Raw genomic sequence first — 22,531 nt, forward strand, 5'->3', positions numbered from 1 at the left:
GGGCCGGCGGGCTCGCCCGTTCTGGAGGTTCGCCGATGTCCACCCCCTACCCGCCGTCCCACGGACATCCGGGTGGCCGGCACGGCGCGCGGGGCCGGCCTCCTGGTGGCTTCCCGCCCTCCGAGCAGGGCCGGCCACCCGGCGGCTTTCCGCCCCCCGCGCAAGGCCGGCCAGGTGGCTTTCCACCTCCCGAGCAGGGCGGACCGGGAGCACGGTGGCCTCCCGGTCCCGGCGGGCAGGGGTCTCCTCCCCCGCGAAACGGGAAGGGGCCGCTGATCGCCGTCGTCGTCGTGCTCAGCGTCGTCCTGATCGGCGGGCTGGCAGGGGGCCGGCTGCTCCTGAACCGTGACGAGACCGGCCCGCCCGCGACCCCGACCTCAGGCCGGAACGATCCGGTACGGTCACCCACGGCCAAGCAGGCAGCGAAACTCCGGGCGATCACCGGTGACCAGCTCTGCGCCGCCGTACCGGTCGATCTCCGTAAGAGCCTGATCGCCGATGCCTATTACGGCGGGACGGACGCGTCCACCGGAGCCGCTTCCGACACCGAGAAGCGGGCGGACTGCAGCTGGACGAACAGCAGGATGGACGTCGGCGGCGGCGCCCTCGGCCATCGCTCGCTGAGCATCTCCGTGCAGGCCAGGAGCGCGGAGACGCGCGGCGCCGTCAAGGACGCCACGGACCGCTTCGGCCAGGACCGGAAGGCGCACGAGCAGCGAGTCAACGTCCGGAACGGCAGGCGGATCGACGGCAGGACCTCAGGCTCGTCGTTCGGCGAGCTCAGGACGCTGAAGCACGGCGACGCCTCCTACAGCCAGACCTCGATCGGGCGGAGCGGCCTCAAAACGGAGGCGTTCGTCCGGCAGGGGCCCTGGCTGATCAAGGTCACCTACGGCGGCGCCAACCGGACCGGCGTCAAGTACCCCTCCGGCGACGAGACGCGGGCCGCGGCCGGGAAGGTGGCCGCGCTCATCGCCGCGGAAATGACGAAGAAGGCCGGCGAGGTGAAGCCCACCGGGCCCTGCGGCATCGTCACCGCCGAACAGATCGAGTCGGCGTTCTTCCCCGCCGCGGGCGGACTGTCCGTCAGGACCAATGTCTCCCGCATCGAGCAGACCACCTGCACCTGGTCGATCAGCGAGGTCGTCGAGCACCGGCCCGGGCAGGACTACACCGCTCGCGGCGGCCGGCTGGACCTCCGCGTGACCGACTGGAGCGGCGGCGGCACCGGATCGGCGGCCCAGTTCGACCGCGATGCCAAGAAGTACGACAACTACCACGACCAGGGCGGCCTCACCGACGATCGCCTGCACACCGCCTACGAGCCCCGCCAGGAGTTGTCCGGGCTCGGCGAGAAGGCCTTCGCCGTGGTCTCCAGCACCACCAAGCAGTACGACAAGAGCGCGCCTCCCACGATGGAGATCCTCATCAAGGTCCTGGCCGGCGATCGGACGGTCGAGGTCACCTTCCGGGGGACGACGACCGGGGGCGGCCTCGTCGACGCCGTCGGCTACCGGGCACCGGTCTTCGAGCCGGCGGTCGCGCGACCGGCCCTGACGAAGGTGGCCAAGCGCTTTCTCGACGGCCTGAAATGACACGAAGCAACGCCCGATGACGCCATTCCAGCCCGAGGAGTGTTCCCTTTCGCAAGACCATTGTCCGTGGCAATGACCGCGTTGACCGTCATGGGTGAACGCCCATGCGTCGGCGGCCGCTCTCCCGTATCGGTTACGAGAACGGCTCGAAGTCCTCCGGGCCGCCGGAGCTGGGGTTCAACGAGAGTTGCCCGACCTCGATCCAGGTCGATGACCTGGCGAGGACCGGCAAATATGCGATCCGCAGCTATTTGAAGTACGGCGCGGAGATGGTCGCCGGCGGCACCAGAGCGAAAAGCCACACACTTGACATCGAGAAGAGCTATTTCAGGTCCTGATTGAGAACTCTTCCAACGGCATGACCCTGCAACCGGTGCGAGCGGCGGGTCGTCGTCGCGTCTTGGGGCGGCTGACGCCAGCCGCCCCATCACCGATATCTGGGGCAATTCGGCCCCGCCGACCGGACCAGGACGAAGACGGCCATGATCACGCACGGCAAGCATTCCTTGCGGAGTGTCCCTTGCCGCATTTCAATATGGACACGGCAGAAAGACCGCCAAAGACCGACATTTTCCGGACTTAGAGAAAATGTAGAGCACTGGATATTGTCACGGGATGTGAGCTACCCAATACGACTACTGAGAAAATTGCGCAAGATATAGCCCACTGGTGTATAACTGTGCAGCGCCCGCCTTATGCGTGTTTGCATGGCGCGGCTCTTTCGCAAACGATCCTCCAGAGAGGCACCCCCTTGAAGACACGTACCCTTCTCACCGCGGGCTTTCTTGCAGCCTCGTGCATCGCCGTGACGGCTCCGGCCGCTGTCGCCGATCCGGCGCCCAGCCCCAGTCCCAGCCCCACTCCTACGACCTCGGAGTCCGAGGCCCCCACCGCCACGCCGAGCGCGGCGAACGCGGTGGAGTGTGGCAAGGTCACCCTGACCTTTACCAACCCGACCAAGTTCGACCACGCCTTCGATTACCGCGTGGACAACCAGCGGGCGAAGTACCGGCCGATTTCGAACGAGACCATCAAGGAAGGCCCGTTCGCGGGCAAGGAATTCAGCCGGCGCTACAATCCGGTCACCGTCGCCGCAGGCAAGACCGAGACGGTGACCGTGCCGTTCCGGGCGCGGACCGGCACCCACCGGGTGAGTTACTGGCTGCAGGTGGGCCCGGAGCAGAAGTGGTTCCTGGCGCCGGTCACCGTGTCGGTGAAGAGCAGTTGCAGGACCGGCACCAAGGCTCCGGAGTTCAAGCAGCCGCGCTGCTCGGACAAGGACGCGCACATCGTCACCACGGCGACGCCGAACGTGCGCTACTACTACCAGACGGGCCGCCGCCGCAAGGCCGCGCTCGTCGACGGTGACAACAAGGTCCGCGCGGGTTCCTCCGGCGTGGTGATCGCCGTGGGCTCCAGCAGGTCGGCGGCCCTTCACGGCAAGAAGAGCTGGTCCATCGAGTTCGAGCAGGCGCCGAGCGCGTACACCTGCTCCTGACCTTTCTTCAGCCGAAGAACCCCCGTCCTGCGTCGCAGGGGCGGGGGTTTGCCTCGGGCCGCACAAATGGCCAATTCGTTGCGATAACAAGATGAGCAAATTCGACTGTCGAAGGCATTTTCCGTCCCCCCATAGCGGCTGTTAACCGGCTGGGATGTCAGTCGAAGTCGAGGTCGCGGAGTTCGGCGCGTACGGAAATCCCGAGTTTGGGGAATGCCCGGTACAGATGCGAGCCCACCGTCCGCGGGCTGAGGTGCATCCGGTCGCCGATCTCGCGGTTGCTCAGTCCTTTGGACGCGAGCCTGGACACCTCCAGTTCCTGCGGGCTGAGCAGGGCGGCGACCGCCCTGCTCCGGTGCGGTACGGCGCCGCCGGCCGCGCGGAACCGGGCGAACGCCCGCCGCGCCCACGGCGCCGCCCCCAACGCCTCGAACGTCTCGCCCGAGGCCCTCAGCAGGGGCAGGGCCTCGGTCCCGCGATGGTTGCGGCGCAACCATTCCCCGTAGAGAAGCTGGGTCCGCGCCCGGTCGAAGGGGCGCCGGTCGAACCCGCCGCTCGCGAGCGCGCCGAGGTAGTGCGATTCGGCGTGCGCGTCGTCCGCCAGGATCGCGCGGTAGCGGTGTTCCCGGCCAGGGCGGCGGGCCCGCCGATGGCGCCGGTCTGAGGTTCCATGGCCGCGGCGACCCGCCTGGCCGGCTCCGGATGGCCGGCGTGTACGGCGGCCTCGACGATGTCCGGGAGCATCGCGAAGGCCACGAAGTCATTGGATAGAGGCGAACCCCGCTCGACCAGGCGCGCCAGCTCCGTGAACGCCTCCTCCGCCGCGCCCTCACCCAGCGCCAGCAGCCCCAGGGCGCCGGTCGCGGTGGCCGCGGCGACACGCTCGCGCAGCGGGAGCGCGATCTCCAGCGTCCGCCGGGCGAGCGCGCGGCATTCCGCGGCCTCGCCGCGCACGGCGGCGAAGCGGGCCGACTGGGCGAGGAAGTTGGCTGTCCATCCCCGCTGGCCGGTCTCGTAGCTCAACCGCAGGCCCTCCTCGGCGTGCGCGGCCCCCTCGGTCCAGAGCCCCAGCCTGAACTCGATGTCGGCGTGGTAGAACAGCACCTCGGTCAGGAGCGCGGGAGAGCCCGCGGCGCGGACCCGGCGGCCGGTGGCCTCGGCGAGCCGGAGTGCCTGGTCGTCGTCGGGCCCCATCCAGCCGATGACGGTCGCCCACATCCACTCCCGCTCACCGCCCCCGCCCCCGGCCTGGGCCATGGCGCCCGGCAGTTCCCACAGCTCCGGCCCGGTGATGACGCCCTCGTAGCCCTTGAGGAGACCTTCGGCGGCGCGAAGGGTCGCCGAGGAGCAGTCCAGGCCGGTGATGCGCCTGGTCGCCACTATCGTCGCCGCCATGTCCCCGGCGTGCAGTGCCGATCCCGCCGCGAGCGTGAGGATCCAGGCCGCCTCCTCGGGTTCGGCGACTGCCATGAGCTCGGCGCACCGCATCAGGTGTGAGTAGGCGATCGCGGGGTCACCGCTGTACAGCTCGATGGTCCCGTTGAGCCGGGCCAGTATCGCGGGGGGCACGGGCTCGGCCATGACCTGGTCGACGAGCGTCCTGGCCAGGCCGGGCCGGCCCGCGTCCAGCGCCAAGAAGGCGGCGGTCACCGTCCTGCGGCAGCGGTCGGCGGGCGACTCGCTGAGCCGCGCGGCCTGCTGCAGGACGGAGATCGCCGCGGCCGCGCCACCGCGCCGCCGGACGGCGTCGGCGCCTCGATCCAGCGCGGCGGCGATCTTCTCATCCGGTACGGTCGTGGCCACGGCGAGATGCCAGGTCGCCTGGTCCTCCTCTCCCGCGGCGCTCAGGTACGCGGCGATGGCCAGGTGCGCAGCGCGGCGGCGGTCGAAAGGGGCGTCCGCGTAGACGGCGGAGCGGATCAGCGGATGCCGGAACCGGATCTCGGCCCCGGTCAGCTGCACCAGCCCCGACCGCTCGGCCTGGTCCAGGGCGTCGGCCGGCAGGCCCAGCCGGGCGGCGGCCCCCAGGACGGTGCCGACGTTCCCGCCCTCCTCCGCCGCCGCCACCAGCAGCGCCGCGCGGCCGTCCGCGGACAGGGCTTCGACCTGGCGCAGGAACGCCGCGCGGACGCGGGCGCCCACCGGCAGGGTTCCGGTCATGGCGAGGTCGGGCAGGGCCCGTTCGGGCTCGTCGAGCCTGGCCAGCTCGATCAGCGCCAGCGGGTTGCCGCCGGTCGCCGCGACGAGGGCGTCTCGTTGACGGGCAGGCAGCGTCCAGCCGTACGCGTCGAGCAGGTGCGCGGCATCCTCGGGGGGCAGTCCGTGCAGCACCAGCTCGCTCAGCCCAGCCGTGTTGACCGGCAGCGGTTCGGGTTCGCGCACGGCGAGCAACATCGCGACGGGCTCGCCGGCCAGCCTGCGGGCGGCGAACAGCAGGGCGGCGGCGGAGGCGCGGTCCAGCCACTGCAGGTCGTCGACCGTGATCAGCAGCGGGCGGTCCGCCGCCACCGCCGCGAGCAGGGTGAGCACCGCCGCCGAGACCAGGAAGTCCGAGGCCGGGTGATCGGTCATGCCGAGCGCGCCGCGCAGCGCCTCGGCCTGGACGACCGGCAGTGCGTCGAGGTGATCGAGCACCGGCCGCAGCAGCCCGAGCAGCCCGCTGAAGGCGTGCTCGACCTCGGATTCCACCCCGGCGCACGAGAGCACCCGCATCGGCTCGGGGGCCCGCGCGGTCGCGACGGCGTGACGGAGCAGCGCGCTCTTGCCGATCCCCGCTTCGCCGCGCAGGACCAGCACGCCGCCGCGTCCACTCCGCGCGCCGGCGAGCAGCCTGGCGACGGCCGCCTGCTCTCCCTGCCGGCCGTGCATCACGCGCGAGTCCCGGTTCTTCGCCGGGGGTCCCCCGAGTGACTGCAGTCGGTTCGACTCTGGCCCCGGATCGGCGTCCCCGGGAGGCTGGCGACGGCCGGGTGCCGCCCGGCAGACCCGACGACGATGAGGAGAGCTTCTGTGGCCACGACGGTGGGGGGACCGGGCCGGATGCCCGACGAGGGCGGGGTGGGAGCGCCGCGTCCGGCCGCACGGCCACAGCGACGGCGCCAGCTTCGCTGGATCATTCCGCTGTTCATCGCGATGCTCGCTTTCGTGGTGTACTTCGTGCCGCCGTACCTCACCTTCGATCCGGCGCAGTCGCGGGTCGAGGTAGCAGGTTCCCCGCCATTCTTCTATCCGCTGCTCGTGACTCACATCATCTGCGGCACGGTGGCGCTGCTGGCCGGGTGCTTCCAGGTGTGGCCGTGGTTCCGCGGCTCGTTCCCCAGGGTGCACCGCTGGATGGGGCGGGCGTACTTCTTCCTCGGGGTCTTCCCCGCCGGCATCGCCGTGCTCGGGGTGGCTCCGTTCGGCCACACGGGGTTCGGGGGGAACACCGGGAACACCATGCTGGGCGTGGTGTGGCTGATCACCGGTGTCGCCGGGTGGCGGATGGCGCGGCAGCGGCGCTTCCCCGAGCACCGCAGGTGGATGATCCGCAGCTTCGCGCTGACCACGTCCATCGTCGCGAGCCGCGTGTGGGCCGGGGTGTTGCTCCTCATCCAGCTTCCGCGGCTGGACAGCGCGTACGGCGGCGACGAGCAGGCGATGATCGAGGCGATCGGGGCCGCCGGTGTCTGGCTGAGCTGGGTCGTCAACCTGGTGATCGCGGAGTGGTGGCTGGAGTACACGAACCACACCGGCAGGCCCAAGTCCCGCGGGCGCCGCTGAACCGTGTACGCATGGGACCAACCTTGCCTCTGGACACCGGACGGTGATCGATGTATCGATAAGACGCGGCCCTGATCACTTTACGCCGCCCTTATGCCAAGTCCTGCACCCCCTCAGTGCACGTCCCGAGCTTGGAGTGGTGAACGTGATCAGTATGCCCTCGCGCGTCTTATGCGTGCTCACCTGTTTAGCCGTGGCGGCGGCCGGGCTCGCACCCGGGTCGCGGAGCGCCGCCGCGCAGACCGTCTCACCCGACTGCATCCCCGGTGCCCCGGCCCCGGCGCAGAGCCTGCCGAGTCCGGCCCTGGCACCCTTGAAAGCCCCCGAACATGAGGCCCTCCGGCCGGCCTTCCTGGCCAGCGCCGACGGCAAGACGGCCCAGACGATCACGTACGACGACGTCCGGCTGAGCATCGGCGCCACGGCGCTGGACGAGCAGACGGAGATCGGGATCACTCCCCTGGCCGAGGGGCAGTTACCGGTGCTGGGCGCCGGGATGGAGAACGTGACCGAGGGGCCGCGCGCCGGCTACCGGTTCATGCCGACACCGTTCGAGTTCGAGCAGGACATCACGATCAGCCTGCCGTACGACGCGGCGGAGTTGGAGACGGCCGGGCTGACCCCGCAGGACGTGCGGACCTTCTTCTTCGACGAGCAGGGCAGTTGCTGGCGAGCGCTGGTGCGCGTCTCCGTGGACACCGAGCAGCAGCTCATCGTCTCCAAGACCGACCACTTCACCGACATGGTGAACGCCACGGTGAACCCGCCGGAGGGCCCGGACCAGATCTCGTTCGACCCGACGCAGATCAGCGGCATCCAGGCCGGCGACCCGTCGTCGAACGTGAACCAGATCGCCACGCCGACGGCCAACGATCTCGGCGAGGCCCGGCTGTCGTACCCGATCGAGTTACCGGCGGGCCGGGCGGGCATGGAGCCGTCGCTGGCGGTGGACTACTCCTCGGCGGCGGTCACCGGCTGGATGGGCGTGGGCTGGGACCTGTCGGTGCCGTCGGTCTCGATCGACACGCGGTGGGGTGTGCCCCGTTACGCCGCCGGGAACGAGACCGAGACGTACATGTTCGGCGGGGAACAGCTGACCCCGGTGGCGCACCGGGGCGCGGCGCGGCCCCGTACCGCCGACAAGGTGTTCCACCAGCGGGTGGAGGGGCAGTTCGCGCGCGTCGTGCGCAAGGGGAACTCGCCGAAGACCTACAGCTGGGAAGTGACCGACAAGTCCGGCACACGCTGGCTGTACGGCGGCGAAGGGGCCGTGCTGGCCGACGACGCCGGCAACATCTTCTCCTGGGCGCTGCGCGAGGTGCGCGACCTCAACGGCAACACGATGCGTTACCAGCACACGACCGTCGAGGACACCGGGGTGAGCAACGGGTCGGTCGTCGGCCGCGCGCTCTATCCGAAGAAGATCACCTACACGGGTGACAAGGACGCCGACGGCCCGTATTCCGTGACGTTCGTGCGGGACCGCGAGCTGGCCGAGGCGCGCAGGTCCGATGTGCTGATCGACGCGTCGGGCGGGTTCAAGCACGTGGTGGCCGATCTGCTCCGCCGGGTCGAGGTGCGGCTGGGCGGCGAGCCGATCCGCCGCTACGACTTCGGCTACACGCAGGGGGCCTTCCACAAGACGCTGCTGAAGACGATCCAGCAGTACGACGCCGCCGGGAAGCTGTTCAACAGCCACGAGCTGGGCTATTTCGACGACATCCGCGACGCCACCGGCAAGTACACGGCGTTCGAGCGGATGAACTGGGCATCACCGGACGACGGCCTGTCCAACGGGCTGGTCAACGGCGTGCGGCCCGGCGCGGGTGAGGCGGGCGCGCTCAACGGCAACACCTCCACCAGCGTGGGCGGGCACCTGTACGTCGGCTGGGGGCCGACACCGAGCAAGTCGCGCTCCGTCGGTGTGAAGACGGGCTTCAGCCGCAGCTCGGACGAGGGTCTGCTGGCGCTGGTCGACGTGGACGGCGACAGCCTGCCTGACAAGGTCTTTGAGGGCGGCGGCGGATACGTCTTCCGCAAGAACCTCTCACGCCCCGGCGGCGAACCCCGCTTCGCCGCGCAGACCACGCCGCTGCGGAACCTGCCGGCGATCTTCGGGCAGAGCTCCAGCTCCCGCACGGTCGGCGTGGAGGCCTACCCGGGCGCCGGAGCGGTCCAGCTCGACTATGTCGACACGATCAGCACCACGGACCGGTATTTCAGCGACGTCAACGCCGACGGCATCGTCGACCTGGTCAATGGGGAGAGCGTGCTGTTCGGGCGGATCGGCGCGGACGGTGTGCCGGTGTTCGGGGCGGTGACGGACACGCCTGTTCCCGTCGGGTCCAGCGAGGTGGACGCGGAAGGTCTGCTGTCGGACTACTCGGCCGACATCGAACGGCGCAAGAAGTCGTTCCCGCTGGTGGACACCTTGCGCCGGTGGACGGCGCCGTTCGACGGCACGGTCAGCGTCACAGGCGCGGTCAGGCTGGCCGAGGTCGAGGGCGAGTTGCCGGCCTTCGCCGACCCCGATGGGGTGCGGGTGGCCGTTCAGCACGAGAACTCCGAGTTGTGGTCGGCCAGGATCACCGACCATGCCGAGCACGCCCCGCAAGGGGTGGACGCCATCCAGGTCAGCAAGGGCGAGCAGCTGTACTTCCGGGTCGGCTCGGTCATGGACGGCGCGGCCGACCGGGTGACCTGGGATCCGAAGATCGCCTACACCGGCCTGCCGGAGACGGCCGACGCCAGCGGCCTGTCGCTGACCTCGTACACCGCGTCGGAGGACTTCACGCTGGCCGGTCGGGCGGCCACGGTCTCGGTGCCGAGGGACGGCACGCTGACCTTGGGCGGCGCGCTCACCAAGACCGCGGCCACCACCGACGACCTCACCGTCGTCATCGCCAGGGCCGGTCAGACCGTCTTCGAGAAGCAGGTGCCGGCCGCGTTCACCGGTGAGGTGCCGGTGGCGGCGACGATCCAGGTCACCACGGGCCAGGCGCTGTCGTGGCGGATCAAGACGGACTCGCCGATCGACGTGACCGCTCTGACGTGGAAGCCCACGGCCGCCTACGCGCAGGCCTCTCCCGTACCGGACGAGTTCGCGCAGGAGTTCAGCGCGCCGTACGACATCGACACCTATTCGCTCTCCAGCGCGACCGCACCGCCGCAGCCGTACGCGGTGCCCGCCGCCGGGACCCTCACCGTCACGCCGCAGCCGGTCGCCGCGGAGGGCGCCACCGGCCAGGTGATCTTCACGGTCAAGAAGCAGGGCGCCCTGCTGGCCAAGCAGGCCGTCACGCTGGGCGCCGAGCCGGTGCCGCTCCAGGTCGAGGCCGCCGCCGGCGATCAGCTGTTCTTCGACTTCACCACGACGGCGCCGGTGGTGCTCACCGGGGCGTCGGTGCTGGTCGGCGGGGTCGAGGAGGCGGCGACCGTGCACAGCACGGCGCCCGAGGGCGTGTACGGGCGGCCCTACCGAGGCTGGGCGTACGTCGGTTACAACGGCAACGGCGATCGGGCCACGCAGCCGATCCGGCAGGCCGACCTGGTGAAGGTCGAGGACGTCCAGGCGCAACTGCCCCAGGACGTCGATCCGGTGCGGGACCGGCCGGAGTTCGAGCAGGACCCGCAGGTCACCCCGCCGAACGCCATCCTCTTCGTGCCGCAGCCGGACCGGAACCGCTGGGCCTCCGGTGAGGACCTGTGGATCTCCGGTGCGACGGTGACCAGTTCGCGGCTGGGCGGGCAGGCGATCGGGCTGCCCGCGGTCGCCGACGTCTCCGGCCCGCGCGCCGTGCCGAGGATGTCCCGTTCGCAGCAGATCTCGGTGACCGGCAGCGTCGGCGGAGGGGTGGGCACCGTCGGCGGCAGCGTCTCCACCGGCACCTCCAGCGGAGAGCTGGACTATCTCGACATGAACGCCGACAGGTTCCCCGATGTGGTGGGCCCGGGCGGCATCCAGTACACCGACCCGAGCGGCGTGCTCGGCGAGACGCGCGGCGACATGCCGGGCGGGACCGTGCGCTCCTCGGACAACGTGTCGGGCAACGCCAGCGCCGGCAGCGCGGCCAGGACGATCACCACCGGCCGCGGCGACGCCGCGCCCAGTGGGACGAACACGGCCAACACCTCTTCCTCCGGCAACGACATGCCGCCGCTGGGTATCGGCGGCAACCTGGGCACCGGGACCTCCGACGCCGAGTCCGACCTGATGGACATCAACGGTGACGGGCTGCCCGACCGGGTGTTCGAGGACGGGCGCGCGGCGCTGAACCTCGGGTACCGATTCGCCGCGCCGGAGCCGTGGCCCGGCGGGCCGCTGAACGACGGCAGCAGCGACAACTCCGGGGTGAACATCGGCTTCAACACCGACTTCTACGGCTTCGCCGGCGGCGCGTCGCTCAACCAGGGCGACAGCACCAGCTCGGCCGCGCTCGCGGACGTCAACGGCGACGGCCTGGCCGACCGGGTCTTCGCCGGCTCGCCGATCAAGGTGGCGATCAACACCGGCAGCGGGTTCGCCGCCCCTGTCGACTTCGCCGGCAGCCTGTCCGGGGTGAACAGCGACGTCAACGCCAGGCTGGGCGCCGGCGCGTACTTCACCATCTCGATCCCGATCGCCTTCGGGATCGGCGGGTTCGTCATCATCAACCCCGGCGCCGACACCTCCACCGGGGCCTCGCGCGCCGCGCAGATGATCCGCGACATCAACGGCGACGGGTTCGCCGACCACCTGGCCTCCAGCGCGGACAACCAGCTCACGGTGGCGGCCAACCAGACCGGCAGGACCAACCTTCTCAAGTCCGTCAAACGGCCGCTGGGCTCGACCGTCGAGCTGGACTACGCCCGTGACGGCAACACCTACGATCAGCCGGGTTCGCGGTTCGTGCTGAGCTCGGTCAGGACCAACGACGGCCTGGCCGGGGACGGGCCGGACGTCCAGCACGTCACCTTCGACTACGCGGGCGGCGTGTACGACCGGCTGGAGCGCGAGTTCTACGGTTACGGCACGGTGAAGACGCAGGTTCGCGACCAGAACGGCGGCGTCTACCGGACCCTCACCTCCGAGTACGACACCAGCGGCCACTACACGCGCGGCCTGGTCACCCGTGCGCTCACGGCCGACGGCCAGGGCAAGCCGTTCACCGAGACGCTGCACACCTACGAGTTGCGCGACGTCGCCACCGGCAGGCCCGGCGACGGCGGCAGCACCACCGCGGTGATCTTCCCCATGCTGGTCCGCACGGATCAGCGCAGGTACGAGGGCCAGAACGAGCCGGGCAAGCAGACCCGCACCGAGACGGTCTACGACGACCTCGGCAACGTCACCAAGACCACCGACTACGGCGAGAGCGGCAGCGCCGACGACGTGGTCGCCACCACCGGCTACACCAACTGCGCCGAGACCTACCTTGTCGGCGCCGCCAACAAGTCCGAAGCACGTGGCGGCGGCAAGGTGATGCGGCGCAGCGAGGCCGACATCGACTGCGCCACCGGCAACCTGACCCGGCATCGGGCCAAGCTGGAGGACAGCGGGCCGATCGCGGTGACCGACGCGACCTACAACCCCGGCGGCACGCTGGCGACGCTGACCGGGCCGGCCAACCACCGGGGACAGCGCTACAAGCTGACCTACGGCTACGACGCGGTGACCGGCACGTACGTCATCTCGACCCGGGACAGCTACGGCTATGAGTCCTCGGCCACCTTCAACCTCAAGTTCGGCGAGACCGAGACCTCCGTCGACACCAACAACCAGCGGGTGATCTACACCTACGACAACGCCGGCCGGATCGCCACCGTGACGGGACCGCTCGACCACACGGCGGGCAAGCCGACCATCGCCTTCGACTACCACCCCGAGGCCACGGTCCCCTACGCCACCACCCGCCACCTGGACCGGGCCACGGACGGATCGGTCAAGGCCGACACCATCGACACCGTCACCTTCACCGACGGTCTGGCCCGGGTCGTGCAGGTCAAGAAGGACGCCAGGATCGGCGGCGTCGACGCGATGACGGTCTCCGGCCGGCTGGTCTTCGACGAGTTCGGCCGCACGGCCGACCAGTACTACCCGGTCAGCGAGCCGAAGGGCGCGGGCAACATCGCGTTCAACCCGGCCTTCGACAGGGTGTACCCGACCGAGCACGACTACGACATCCTGGACAGGCTGGTGGGGACCGTCCTGCCGGACGGGACGGGCAGCACCACGGCCTACGGCTTCGGCGCCGACCGCTCAGGCACGCGGCAGTTCTCGACCGCGGTCACCGACGCCGAGGGCAACACCAAGACCACCTTCACCGACGTGCGGGAGCAGATCACCTCCGTACGCGAGCCGAGCGCGGTGAACGGCGGGCCGCCGATCTGGACGAGCTACGCCTACGACCCGCTCGGCCAGATCACCAAGGTCACCGACGACAAGAGCAACCACACCACCACCGCCTACGACGACTTCGGCCGCCGCACGACGGTGACCAGCCCCGACTCCGGCCGGACCACCACGGGCTACGACCTCGCCGGCAACATGACCAGCAAGGTCACCGCCAACCTGGCCGACCGGAACAAGAAGATCACCTACGACTACGACTTCAACCGGCTGGTCTCGGTCGACTATCCGATCTTCCAGGACAACGACGTCCGCTACACCTACGGCGCGCCAGGCGCGCAGTACAACGCGGCGGGCCGGCTGACCAAGATCGAGGACGCCGGCGGAGTGACCACCCGCCAGTACGGGGCGCTCGGTGAGATCGTCTCGGAGACCAAGACGCTGCCCGGGCCCGGCTATCACCCCAAGACCTTCACCACGGGATACCGCTACGACAGCTTCGGCCGGGTGCTCCAGCTCACCTACCCCGACGGGGAGGTCCTGAGCTACGGCTACGACTCCGGCGGACAGGTGATCTCGGCCTCCGGCGTCAAGGGCGGCTACACCTACCCGTATCTGCGCGACATGCAGTACGACAAGTTCGAGCAGCGTACCCGCGTCTCACTGGGCAACGGCACGACGACCACCTTCACCTACGACGCCGCCGACCGGAGCCTCGCGCTGCTCAACTCCACCCTGCCCACGGGGTACGAGTTCCAGCGCTACCGCTACAGCTACGACGACGTCGGAAATATCACCCGGCTGCAGAACGACACCAACATTCCCGACTCGTCCACGACGCCCAAGTTCGGCGGGCCGTCCACGCAGACCTTCATCTACGACAACCTCTACCGGCTGACCCAGGCCCAGGGCGGGTACACGCCGGACGCCCAGAAGACCGACACCTACGCCTCCCGCACCACGTACGACACCATCCACAACATCGTCGGCAAGCAACAGCGGCACGCCATCGTCGCGAGCAACGGCAGCGAGCAGGTGCAGCAGGACACCACCTACTCCCACGTCTACAGCTTCGGCTCCCGCCCGCACGCGCCCACCGACATCGGCCCGCACGACATGCGGTACGACGACAACGGCAACCTCATCGACCAGAACTCCGACCTGCCGGGCAAACCCCGCCGTCAGCTGATCTGGGACGAGGACAACCGTCTGGCCTGCGTGCACGACACCACCAAGAACGACACCCAGTCGCAGGACCCGTCGGCCTGCAAGGACGACCACAAGCCGCCCACGGTCCGCTTCACCTACGACAGCCAGGGCCAGCGGGTCGTCAAGGACGGCTCCCAGACCACGCTGTACCCGAACCAGAACTACACGGCCCGCAACCAGACCGAGTACAAAAACGTCTTCATCGGCACCACTCGTATCGCCACGAAGACCTCCAAGCCGGGTGCCTCGTTCGAGAAGGACCAATTCTTCTACCACGGTGACCAGATCGGCTCCACCACCTTCGGCACCGACGGCACCGGCCGACTGGCCGAACACCTCAACTACTTCCCCGGCGGTGAGACCTGGGTCGAGGAGAGCCCCGGCCAGCCCAACCCGTACCAGTTCACCGGCAAGGAACTCGACCCGGAAACCGGCTACTACTACCACGGCTCCCGCTACTACGACCCCCGCCTGGGCCTGTGGAAGTCCGCCGACCCCGTCATCGACGACTATCTGAACGGCGACGGCAACGACGGCGTCTACAACCCCGGCAACCTCAACCTCTACAGCTACGGCTATAACAACCCCGTCCAGAACACCGACCCCGACGGTAACCTCGTCTTCCTGGTCCCCGCCGCCATCCTGATCGGCAAGGGCGTCATGTGGGGCATGACCGCCTACAGCGCCTACCAGGGCGCGAGAACGATCGCCGGCACGGTCAACGACATCTCGGAGGGCCGCAAGACCTGGCAGGAAGGCGCCACCGAGGCAGGCTGGGCCCTGGCCGAAGCAGGCGCGGAAGCCACGCTCGGCAAACTGAGAGTGGTCGAACGCAGCGCCGAGTGGGTCGGCAACACCCAGGTCGGCCGGCGCGTCACCAACTGGGCCGCCGAGAAGACCGGCGACCTCTACGACGCGGCCCGTCAGAGATGGGGCAAATCCGGTGGCTGCCTGAACAGCTTCACACCGGGCACCGAGGTGCTGATGGCCGACGGCACCACCAAGCCGATCGAAGAGGTCGAGGTCGGCGACAAGGTCCTGGCCACCGACCCCGAGACCGACCAGAGCGAGCCCAGGCTCGTCACCGACCTCATCCTCGGTGAGGGCGACAAGAACCTGGTCGAGATATCCGTCGACATCGACGGCGACCGCGGCGGCAAGACCGCCGGCATCACCGCGACCGACGGACACCCCTTCTGGGTGGAGAAGCTGAACCGCTGGGTCGATGCCGGGGAGCTCAAGGCCGGCATGTTGCTCCGCACGTCCGCAGGCACGTACGTCCAGGTGGACGCGATCAGCAAGCGGACCGCGGAACAACGGGTCCACAACCTGACCGTCGACGACCTCCACACCTTCTACGTTCTGGCGGGCGCCACACCGGTCCTCGTCCACAACAGCGGCCCATGCCCGATCGGGACCGAGGTCCGCGTCAACAGCGGCGGCCTGGCCAGCATGGCCTTCGAATTCCGGAAGAGCGAGAAGATGGGCACGTCCGGCCGGAACGTCGCGGTGGCGCGGGTCTCCGGATCGGACAAGCCGCTCTTCGGCCGGAGCAATGGCGATCCCCTCCACTCCGAGGACGACATTCTCGCGCAGTTGAAGCCGGGCCAGAAGATCCTTGAGCTGTACTCCGAACGACAGCCGTGCCCCCGGTGCAGTGGCCGGCTCGGCCCGCATATGGCCGACGACGCGTCGGTCAGCTTCTCGGTCCCCTGGGGGGATCCGAATACCGAGCTGGGGAACCTGATAAACACCCAGTCGAACACCCGACTGAAAGAAATGCTGGGCAAAGCCTTCGGCTTCTAGGCTGATTCCCTCTGCCCGGTGACCCGTCGTAGGGCCGGCGTCCGCGGGCCGCCGGCCCTACGTCTTGCTACGCTGGCTCCGTTGAGATCGACTGCCTGCGGAGGGCGGCATTGCTCGAGCATCGGATCCTCGCGGAGAAGGTCAAGTCCACCCTGGCCAGAGCCGGTCTGCCCATCGCGGCGACGTTCGATGACGCTCTTTCCTGTGGCGTTTACCTGGAAATCGAGGACGCTGAGCGACTTCCGCCCGAGGTGTTTCTCAAATGGCGCGTCCACCCGATGGTGAACGAACATTTCAAGCACGTTCCCATCGACCGGCTGCTGAGCGACCCCCAGGTGCGGGAGCTGAAGAACACCGAGCGGGCGATGAACACCGCGATCATCGCCATTCTCGAATTCTCCGGCTTTTCCGCGAGGGTGCTCAAGGAAGAGCGGGTCGGCGAGATCCTCGTCAGCGAGTGACACCGCCGAACTGGTGGACGGCAACGGCAGCGTGCTCAGCGTCTCCACGGCCGGCCTGCCGGACGGCACCGTGCAACTGGGCACGGTTCCCGACATCTCCCGATGGAGCCGTCTATCGGGACAGACCCGGCGGGAGGGTCAAGTGGTCGGTGCGCGCCGAAGCCATGGATGACATGACCAGCGAGGCCGCGCCGATGGCGCCCGCGTCCTCCCCCAGGGTCGTGCCGCGTACCTCGACCGTGTGCACGTCTCTCACGGTGAGCAGCGAGGCGGCGATGGAGGGCATGATCCGCATGTAGGTCCGCGACAGCGCGGACCAGTTCGGGCCGCCCAGGACGACGGCGTCGAGGTCCAGCACGTTGGCGAGCTTGCCGGCGATGCGGCCCAAGGCGCGCGCCGACCTTTCGACGATGGCCGCCGCCGACTCCTCGCCTCCGTCGGCGAGGGCGCAGAGACGGCCGAGCGCGGTCTCGACGGCCAGCGGATCGCCGAGATCCACGGCCGGGATCGTGCCGGCGTCGACGGCCGCGGACACGAGGTGGAGGGGCGCGGAGGTGATCGAGATGCAACCACGGCCGCCGCAGTAGCACCGCACCCCGTCGGGATCGCCGCTGAGGTGGCCGATCTCGCCGAGGTTGTCGGACGCGCCGCGCATCACCTCGCCGCCCAGCACGATGCCCGCACCGATTCCGGTGCCGAGATAGATGAAGGCGAAGTTGGAGAGCGTGCCGCCGCCGGCCCAGTGCTCCCCCGTGGCGGCGGCGATGGTGTCCTTCTCCAGCACGACCGGGAGGCCGACGCGGCTTTCGAGCTCGTCGCGGAGCCGTACGACGCCCCAGCCGCGGAGATTGGGCGGCCCGACGAGGGAGCCGGAGTCCGCCATGATGGGCCCGGGGGCGGAGACGCCGAGGCCGGACACCCGCCCCAACCCGATCTCCTGGCGGTCCACGAGGTCGGCGAAGGCGTCGACGATCGCCTGGAGCACGTCATCGGGGCCGTGCGTGGTCGGGGTCTCGATCGAGGCCCGCTCTTCCACCTCACCGGCCAGGTTGAGGAGCACCAGCGTCATCCGGGCCGGATCGATGTGCAACCCGACCGAGTATTGGCCCCGCGGGACCACTCTGAACATCGTCCGGCGCGCCCCCGTGTCGGCCTCCACGCGGCCGGCGGGCTCGATGAGTCCCGCGGCGACCAGGCGAGCGCAGATGTTGGAGACGGTCTGCGTCGACAGACCGGTGAGCTCCGACAGCTCGACACGGCTGATGTTCTGGCTGCGTCGTACCAGGTCGAGCACGAGCAGCTGGTTGTAGTCGCCAACGCGAGGAAGGTTCGATCCCCGCCGTTTCATCCTGCTCCTCCACGATTTCGACGGCCAGCGCCGCCGCTCGTACCCGCGTGCACGCTACAGATCCTCGGGCGCCGGCACAACCCTTGTAAATCAATTTGATTGTGTTAGCGTCTGGTGCCCATGGCGGCGGGTGAGTCGCCCTGGAGGAGAAGCAGTATGAAGTTCGCGAAACCAGCCGTAGCCGCCGCAATGTTGAGCTGTCTCGTCGTTTCGCTCGCCGCCTGCTCGGACTCCGATTCCGAATCCGAACCCGGCACCGTGACCCTGATCTTCCGTCAGTTCGATCCGGAGAGTGAGGTCGGCGGCCTCGCCACCGCGATCGACGCGTGGAACAAGAGCAACCCGCGCGTCCAGGTCGAGATGCAGACCCTGAGCCCCAACAACGTGCAGCAGTTCGCCCGCGAGGCCAACTCCGGGTCGGGGCCCGACATCGACCAGATCGGCTACACCGACGTGGCCTTCCTCGCCAGACCGAGGATCCTGCTGCCCCTGGACGACTACCTGGCCAAGGACCCGCTGCCCGGAGGCACGAAGAGCCTGCTCGCCACGGACATGGTCAGCGTCGGCGGCAAGACGTGGGCCATCCCCTGGACGGCCGACACCATGGCGCTCGTCTACAACCCCAAGGCGCTGTCCGCCGCCGGCATCAAGAGCCCGCCCACCACCTGGGAGCAGCTCGCGACCGACGCGAAGCAGATCAGCTCATCGAGCTCGGGCAAGACCAGCGGCTTCTGCTTCCCCGCCTCCGGCTCCGCGACGAGCGCCCAGTGGTTCGCGATCAACTACTACCTCTGGTCGCACGGCGGCGCGCTCGTTCGGAAGGACTCCTCGGGCAGGTGGCAGACCGGCGTCTCCCCTGCCTCGCTCACCGCCGCGATCCAGTACTTCGCCGACCTGTTCGCCACCGGTGCCGCGCCGAAGGCGAACCAGGCGGTGCAGGACTACAGCGACCCCACCATCGCCAACGCCCTGGCGACCGGCTCCTGCGCGATGAGCTATGCGCCGCCCTCGACGTTCGGCACGGTCCACCGGCAGGCGGAGACCGCCGGCACGACGCTGATGACCGCCCCGATGCCGTCGGGCCTGACCGACGGCGCCACGCACCTCGGCGGCCGCGCGCTCGGCATCAACCGCAACACCGAGCACCCGGCGGAGGCGTGGTCGGTCGTCAAATACCTGGTCAGCGCCACGACCTTCAAGACCTACGGCCAGTACCCCGCCTCCGCCAAGACCCTCACCGAGTTGCCGGTGCCCAAGGCGCAGCAGGGCTACGTCGACCAGCTGCCGCACTCCCGCTCGTTCGCGCGCTACATCGGCTCGGAGATGACGATCGCCTCGATCCAACTGCTCGTCAACCAGCGCTTCTCCGCCGTCTACTCGGGCCAGTCGACGAGTTCGCAGGCCGCCGCCGCCATCCTCGACGGGCTGGCCGAAGGACTGAAGGGCTGAGTGACGCAGATGGCATCCCCTTCCGCGGGCCGGCGGCCGTACGCGCTGACCCTGCCCGCTCTCATCGTCATCGGAGCGCTCTTCGCGTTCCCGAGTGTCTACAACGTGATCCTGGCGTTCCAGGAGCTGACCCCTTATGACACGCCCGGTGACGCCGTGTGGGTGGGGCTGGAGAACTTCGCCTCGATCTTCACGGACCCGGAGATCGGCTCGGCCGCGATCAACACGGCGTTCTGGCTGACCGCCGTCACTGTGGCCATCCGGCTCGTGCTCGGAATGGCGCTCGCGCTCCTGCTGCAGAGCCCGGTGCTCCACCGGTGGGGCCTGCGGGGCGTGTGCCGCACCCTCGTCCTCGTGCCGTGGATGGTTCCGCCGGTCGTCGCGGTCGCCTGCTGGAAATGGATCTTCGATGCCAACACCGGGGTCCTCAACCAGTTCCTCGTCGGCACGCACATCCTGTCGGAGGGCGTGCCCTTCCTGGCCCAGACGAGCACCGTGTGGTGGTCGGTGATCGCGATCATCGTCTGGCGCGAGCTGCCCTTCGTCGTGGTCGTGATGATGGCGGGCCTGCAGTCCATCCCGAAGGAGCAGTACGAGGCCGCCGCGATCGACTCCGCGGGACGCCGGCAGACCTTCCTCCACGTGACGCTGCCCAACCTGCGGCCCGTCATCACCGTCGTCGTCCTCATGACCGTGATCCAGACCTTCAACAACTTCGTCTACGTCTGGCTGTCGACAGGTGGCGGCCCGGGCACCTACACGCAGGTGCTCGCGACGCAGCTCTACTCCGCCGCGTTCGTCGCCAACAGCCTCGGTGAGGGAGCCGCGATCGGCATGGTCATGACGGCGCTGATGGCGGTCTTCGCCCTGGTCTACCTGCGCGTGACGAGCGACCGGGAAGGACGTCCCGCATGAGACCCGACGCGGCCAGGCGACGCCCGCGGGATCTCCTCGTGATCCTGCCGACCTTCGCCATCCTGCTCGTGATCGTCTTCCCCGTGCTCTGGATGGTCTTCACCTCGCTGCGACCGGCGACCGCGCTCGCGGCCCAGGTCCCGTGGAGCCGGTACTTCGACGGGCTGGGCTTCGGCGCCTACGCCCGGCTGTTCCAGGGCTCCGGCTTCGCCCGGTACATCGGTAACAGCCTGCTCGTCTCCTGCGTCAGCACCCTGTGCACGGTGGTGCTGGCGAGCCTGGCGGGCTACGCCCTGTCGCGGTTCTCCTTCCGGCTGCGGGAGACGATCCTGGTCGTCGTCATCGCGACGCAACTGCTGCCCTTCGTGGTGCTGATCACCCCCCTCTACATCGCCTTCGGCGAGATCGGCCTGCTCGACTCCTACGTGGGCCTGATCCTCGTGTACGTCGCGATGACGCTGCCGCTCGCGATCTACCTGGTGATGGGCTACTTCAACACCATCCCCCGGGTCCTCGACGAGGCGGCGCGCATCGACGGCTGCTCGACCCTGGGCGTCATCTTCCGGGTCATCTTCCCGATCGCGCTGCCCGGCATCGTCACGGTGACCGTCACGACCTTCATCGCGACGTGGGAGGAGTACTTCTTCGCGAGCGTGCTGATGACGAGCGAGAAGCTGAAGACGGTGCAGGTGGGGCTCTCGTCGTTCTTCGGTGAATACGCCAGCGACTGGGGGATGATCATGGCCGCGGCGACGGTGGCCACCATCCCCACCATCGTGCTCTTCTCCGTCGTACAGAAGCGACTCGTCGCCGGAATGGCCGCTGGGAGTGTCAAGGAATGAACCCGACCACCACCGATGGCCCGAATGTGGTCATCATCTACGCCGACGACCTGGGCTGGGGCGACCTCGGCTGCTTCGGCGCCGACGACTTCGACACCCCGGCGCTCGACGGGCTCGCCGCCTCCGGGGTCCGCCTGCCCCAGTGGTACTCGAACGCGCCCGTCTGCTCACCCTCCCGCGCCTCGCTCCTCACCGGCCGCCACCCCGCGCACGCCGGCGTGGAGGCGATCCTCGGCGGGACGCGGCGCACCGCGGGGCTGCCGCCGCAGCCGACTCTCGCCGACGGCCTGCGCGAGCGCGGCTACGCCACCGGCATCTTCGGCAAGTGGCACCTGGGCGCCGACCCGGCCTACGGCCCGCTCCGGCGTGGCTTCGACGAGCACTTCGGTTTCCGCGCGGGCTGCGTCGACTACTACTCGCACATCTACTACTGGGGCGCGCACACCCCGATCCACGACCTGTGGGAGGGCGAGGACGAGGTCTGGCTGAACGGCGAGTACCTCACCACGGTCATCGCGCGCAGGGCCGCCGACTTCATCGAGCGCAACGCCGGACGCCCGTTCTTCTGCTACGTGCCGTTCAACGCCCCGCACTACCCCATGCACGCGCCGGAAGAGTACATGGAGCAGTTCGCCCACCTGCCCACCGGCCGCCGCATGATGGCGGCGATGGTGAAGGCCATGGACGACGGCGTCGCGACGATCCTCGACGCACTCGACCGCCTCGGCCTGCGCGAGAACACGATCGTCTTCATGTCCTCCGACAACGGCCCGTCGATCGAGGAGCGCAACTGGCTCGACGGCGAGGAGGTCTCCTACGACGGCGGCTCGGCCGGCGGACTGCGCGGCCACAAGGGCTCGCTCTTCGAGGGCGGCATCCGGGTGCCCGCCATGATCTCCTGGCCCGCCGGGATCCCGGCCGGCCTGCCGGGCGAGGTGATCGGCAGCATGTCCGACGTCGTGCCGACCGTACTGGAGGCCGTGGACGGCGTCGCGCCCGCCGACGAGACGATCGACGGCAGGTCGGTCCTGCCGCTGCTCAGGAGCGGCGAGTCCGGACCCGATCGCCTGCTGTTCTGGGAGTACGAGGGGCAGCTCGCCGCCCGGCAGGGCCGCTGGAAGGCGGTGCTGAACGCCTGCGAGAGCATGCGGGCTGACGTAGCCGTGCCCGAAGGCCTCTACGACCTCGTCGACGACCCCGGCGAGCAGCGCGACCTGTCGCGGGCCCACCCGGAACGGTTCCGCCGGATGCGCGAGGAGCTCGAACGCTGGGCGGAGCGCTGCGACGGTTGGCGCCGCGAGCAGGCCTCTTAAGCCGC

At 69.3% G+C, this 22,531-nt stretch carries 13 protein-coding genes; 10 read left to right on the plus strand and 3 right to left on the minus strand.

Annotated features, from left to right (window positions below; translation table 11 throughout):
* Positions 1-290: 290 nt before the first annotated feature.
* The 3 genes from ACFPZ3_RS19445 to ACFPZ3_RS19455 all read left to right on the plus strand — a co-directional run bounded on the left by ACFPZ3_RS19445 (position 291) and on the right by ACFPZ3_RS19455 (position 3,093).
* Positions 291-1,595: a hypothetical protein gene (locus ACFPZ3_RS19445; protein ID WP_379515554.1), complete on the plus strand. Its 1,305-nt coding sequence runs from the start codon at positions 291-293 to the stop codon at positions 1,593-1,595.
* 104 nt (positions 1,596-1,699) lie between these two features.
* On the plus strand, positions 1,700-1,933 hold the full coding sequence (locus ACFPZ3_RS19450; protein ID WP_379515555.1) for a hypothetical protein: 234 nt from the start codon (positions 1,700-1,702) through the stop codon (positions 1,931-1,933).
* Between the two features lie 413 nt (positions 1,934-2,346).
* Positions 2,347-3,093, plus strand: a complete 747-nt coding sequence (locus ACFPZ3_RS19455; protein WP_379515556.1) for a hypothetical protein — start codon at positions 2,347-2,349, stop codon at positions 3,091-3,093.
* Positions 3,094-3,250: 157 nt separating this feature from the next.
* Here the strand turns inward: ACFPZ3_RS19455 and ACFPZ3_RS19460 are convergent, their stop codons facing one another.
* Positions 3,251-3,586: a response regulator transcription factor gene (locus ACFPZ3_RS19460; RefSeq protein ID WP_379515557.1), complete on the minus strand. Its 336-nt coding sequence runs from the start codon at positions 3,584-3,586 to the stop codon at positions 3,251-3,253.
* Positions 3,544-5,961: an AAA family ATPase gene (locus ACFPZ3_RS19465; RefSeq protein ID WP_379515745.1), complete on the minus strand. Its 2,418-nt coding sequence runs from the start codon at positions 5,959-5,961 to the stop codon at positions 3,544-3,546. Before ACFPZ3_RS19465 ends, ACFPZ3_RS19460 begins: the two co-directional genes overlap by 43 nt.
* A gap of 141 nt (positions 5,962-6,102) precedes the next feature.
* Here ACFPZ3_RS19465 and ACFPZ3_RS19470 point away from each other — a divergent pair, with 141 nt between their 5' ends.
* The 3 genes from ACFPZ3_RS19470 (at position 6,103) to ACFPZ3_RS19480 (ending at position 16,659) form a co-directional block, all read left to right on the plus strand.
* Complete coding sequence (locus tag ACFPZ3_RS19470; protein ID WP_379515558.1) at positions 6,103-6,855, plus strand: DUF2306 domain-containing protein; 753 nt, start codon at positions 6,103-6,105, stop codon at positions 6,853-6,855.
* Between the two features lie 313 nt (positions 6,856-7,168).
* Positions 7,169-16,198, plus strand: coding sequence for a SpvB/TcaC N-terminal domain-containing protein (locus ACFPZ3_RS19475; protein WP_379515559.1), 9,030 nt, complete (start codon positions 7,169-7,171; stop codon positions 16,196-16,198).
* 110 nt (positions 16,199-16,308) lie between these two features.
* The gene (locus ACFPZ3_RS19480; protein WP_379515560.1) at positions 16,309-16,659 is read left to right on the plus strand and encodes a hypothetical protein; all 351 of its coding nucleotides are present in this window, start codon (positions 16,309-16,311) and stop codon (positions 16,657-16,659) included.
* Between the two features lie 112 nt (positions 16,660-16,771).
* Here ACFPZ3_RS19480 and ACFPZ3_RS19485 read toward each other — a convergent pair whose 3' ends face one another.
* Positions 16,772-18,007, minus strand: a complete 1,236-nt coding sequence (locus ACFPZ3_RS19485) for an ROK family transcriptional regulator (protein ID WP_379515561.1) — start codon at positions 18,005-18,007, stop codon at positions 16,772-16,774.
* 156 nt (positions 18,008-18,163) lie between these two features.
* On the opposite strand from ACFPZ3_RS19485, the gene ACFPZ3_RS19490 reads away from it, so the two are divergent.
* The 4 genes from ACFPZ3_RS19490 to ACFPZ3_RS19505 are packed head-to-tail and all read left to right on the plus strand — an operon-like array spanning position 18,164 to position 22,526.
* A complete protein-coding gene (locus ACFPZ3_RS19490; RefSeq protein ID WP_379515562.1) occupies positions 18,164-19,456 on the plus strand; it encodes an ABC transporter substrate-binding protein in 1,293 nt (430 codons plus the stop codon).
* A gap of 9 nt (positions 19,457-19,465) precedes the next feature.
* Positions 19,466-20,371, plus strand: a complete 906-nt coding sequence (locus ACFPZ3_RS19495; RefSeq protein ID WP_379515563.1) for a carbohydrate ABC transporter permease — start codon at positions 19,466-19,468, stop codon at positions 20,369-20,371.
* Positions 20,368-21,213 (plus strand): carbohydrate ABC transporter permease, encoded by an 846-nt coding sequence (locus tag ACFPZ3_RS19500; protein ID WP_379515564.1) that lies wholly within the window; start codon positions 20,368-20,370, stop codon positions 21,211-21,213. Before ACFPZ3_RS19495 ends, ACFPZ3_RS19500 begins: the two co-directional genes overlap by 4 nt.
* Entirely contained in the window at positions 21,210-22,526 is a 1,317-nt protein-coding gene (locus ACFPZ3_RS19505; protein WP_379515565.1) for a sulfatase-like hydrolase/transferase, read from the plus strand. The genes ACFPZ3_RS19500 and ACFPZ3_RS19505 overlap by 4 nt, the downstream gene beginning before the upstream one ends.
* Positions 22,527-22,531: the final 5 nt, after the last annotated feature.

This window comes from Nonomuraea insulae (genome assembly GCF_042656245.1).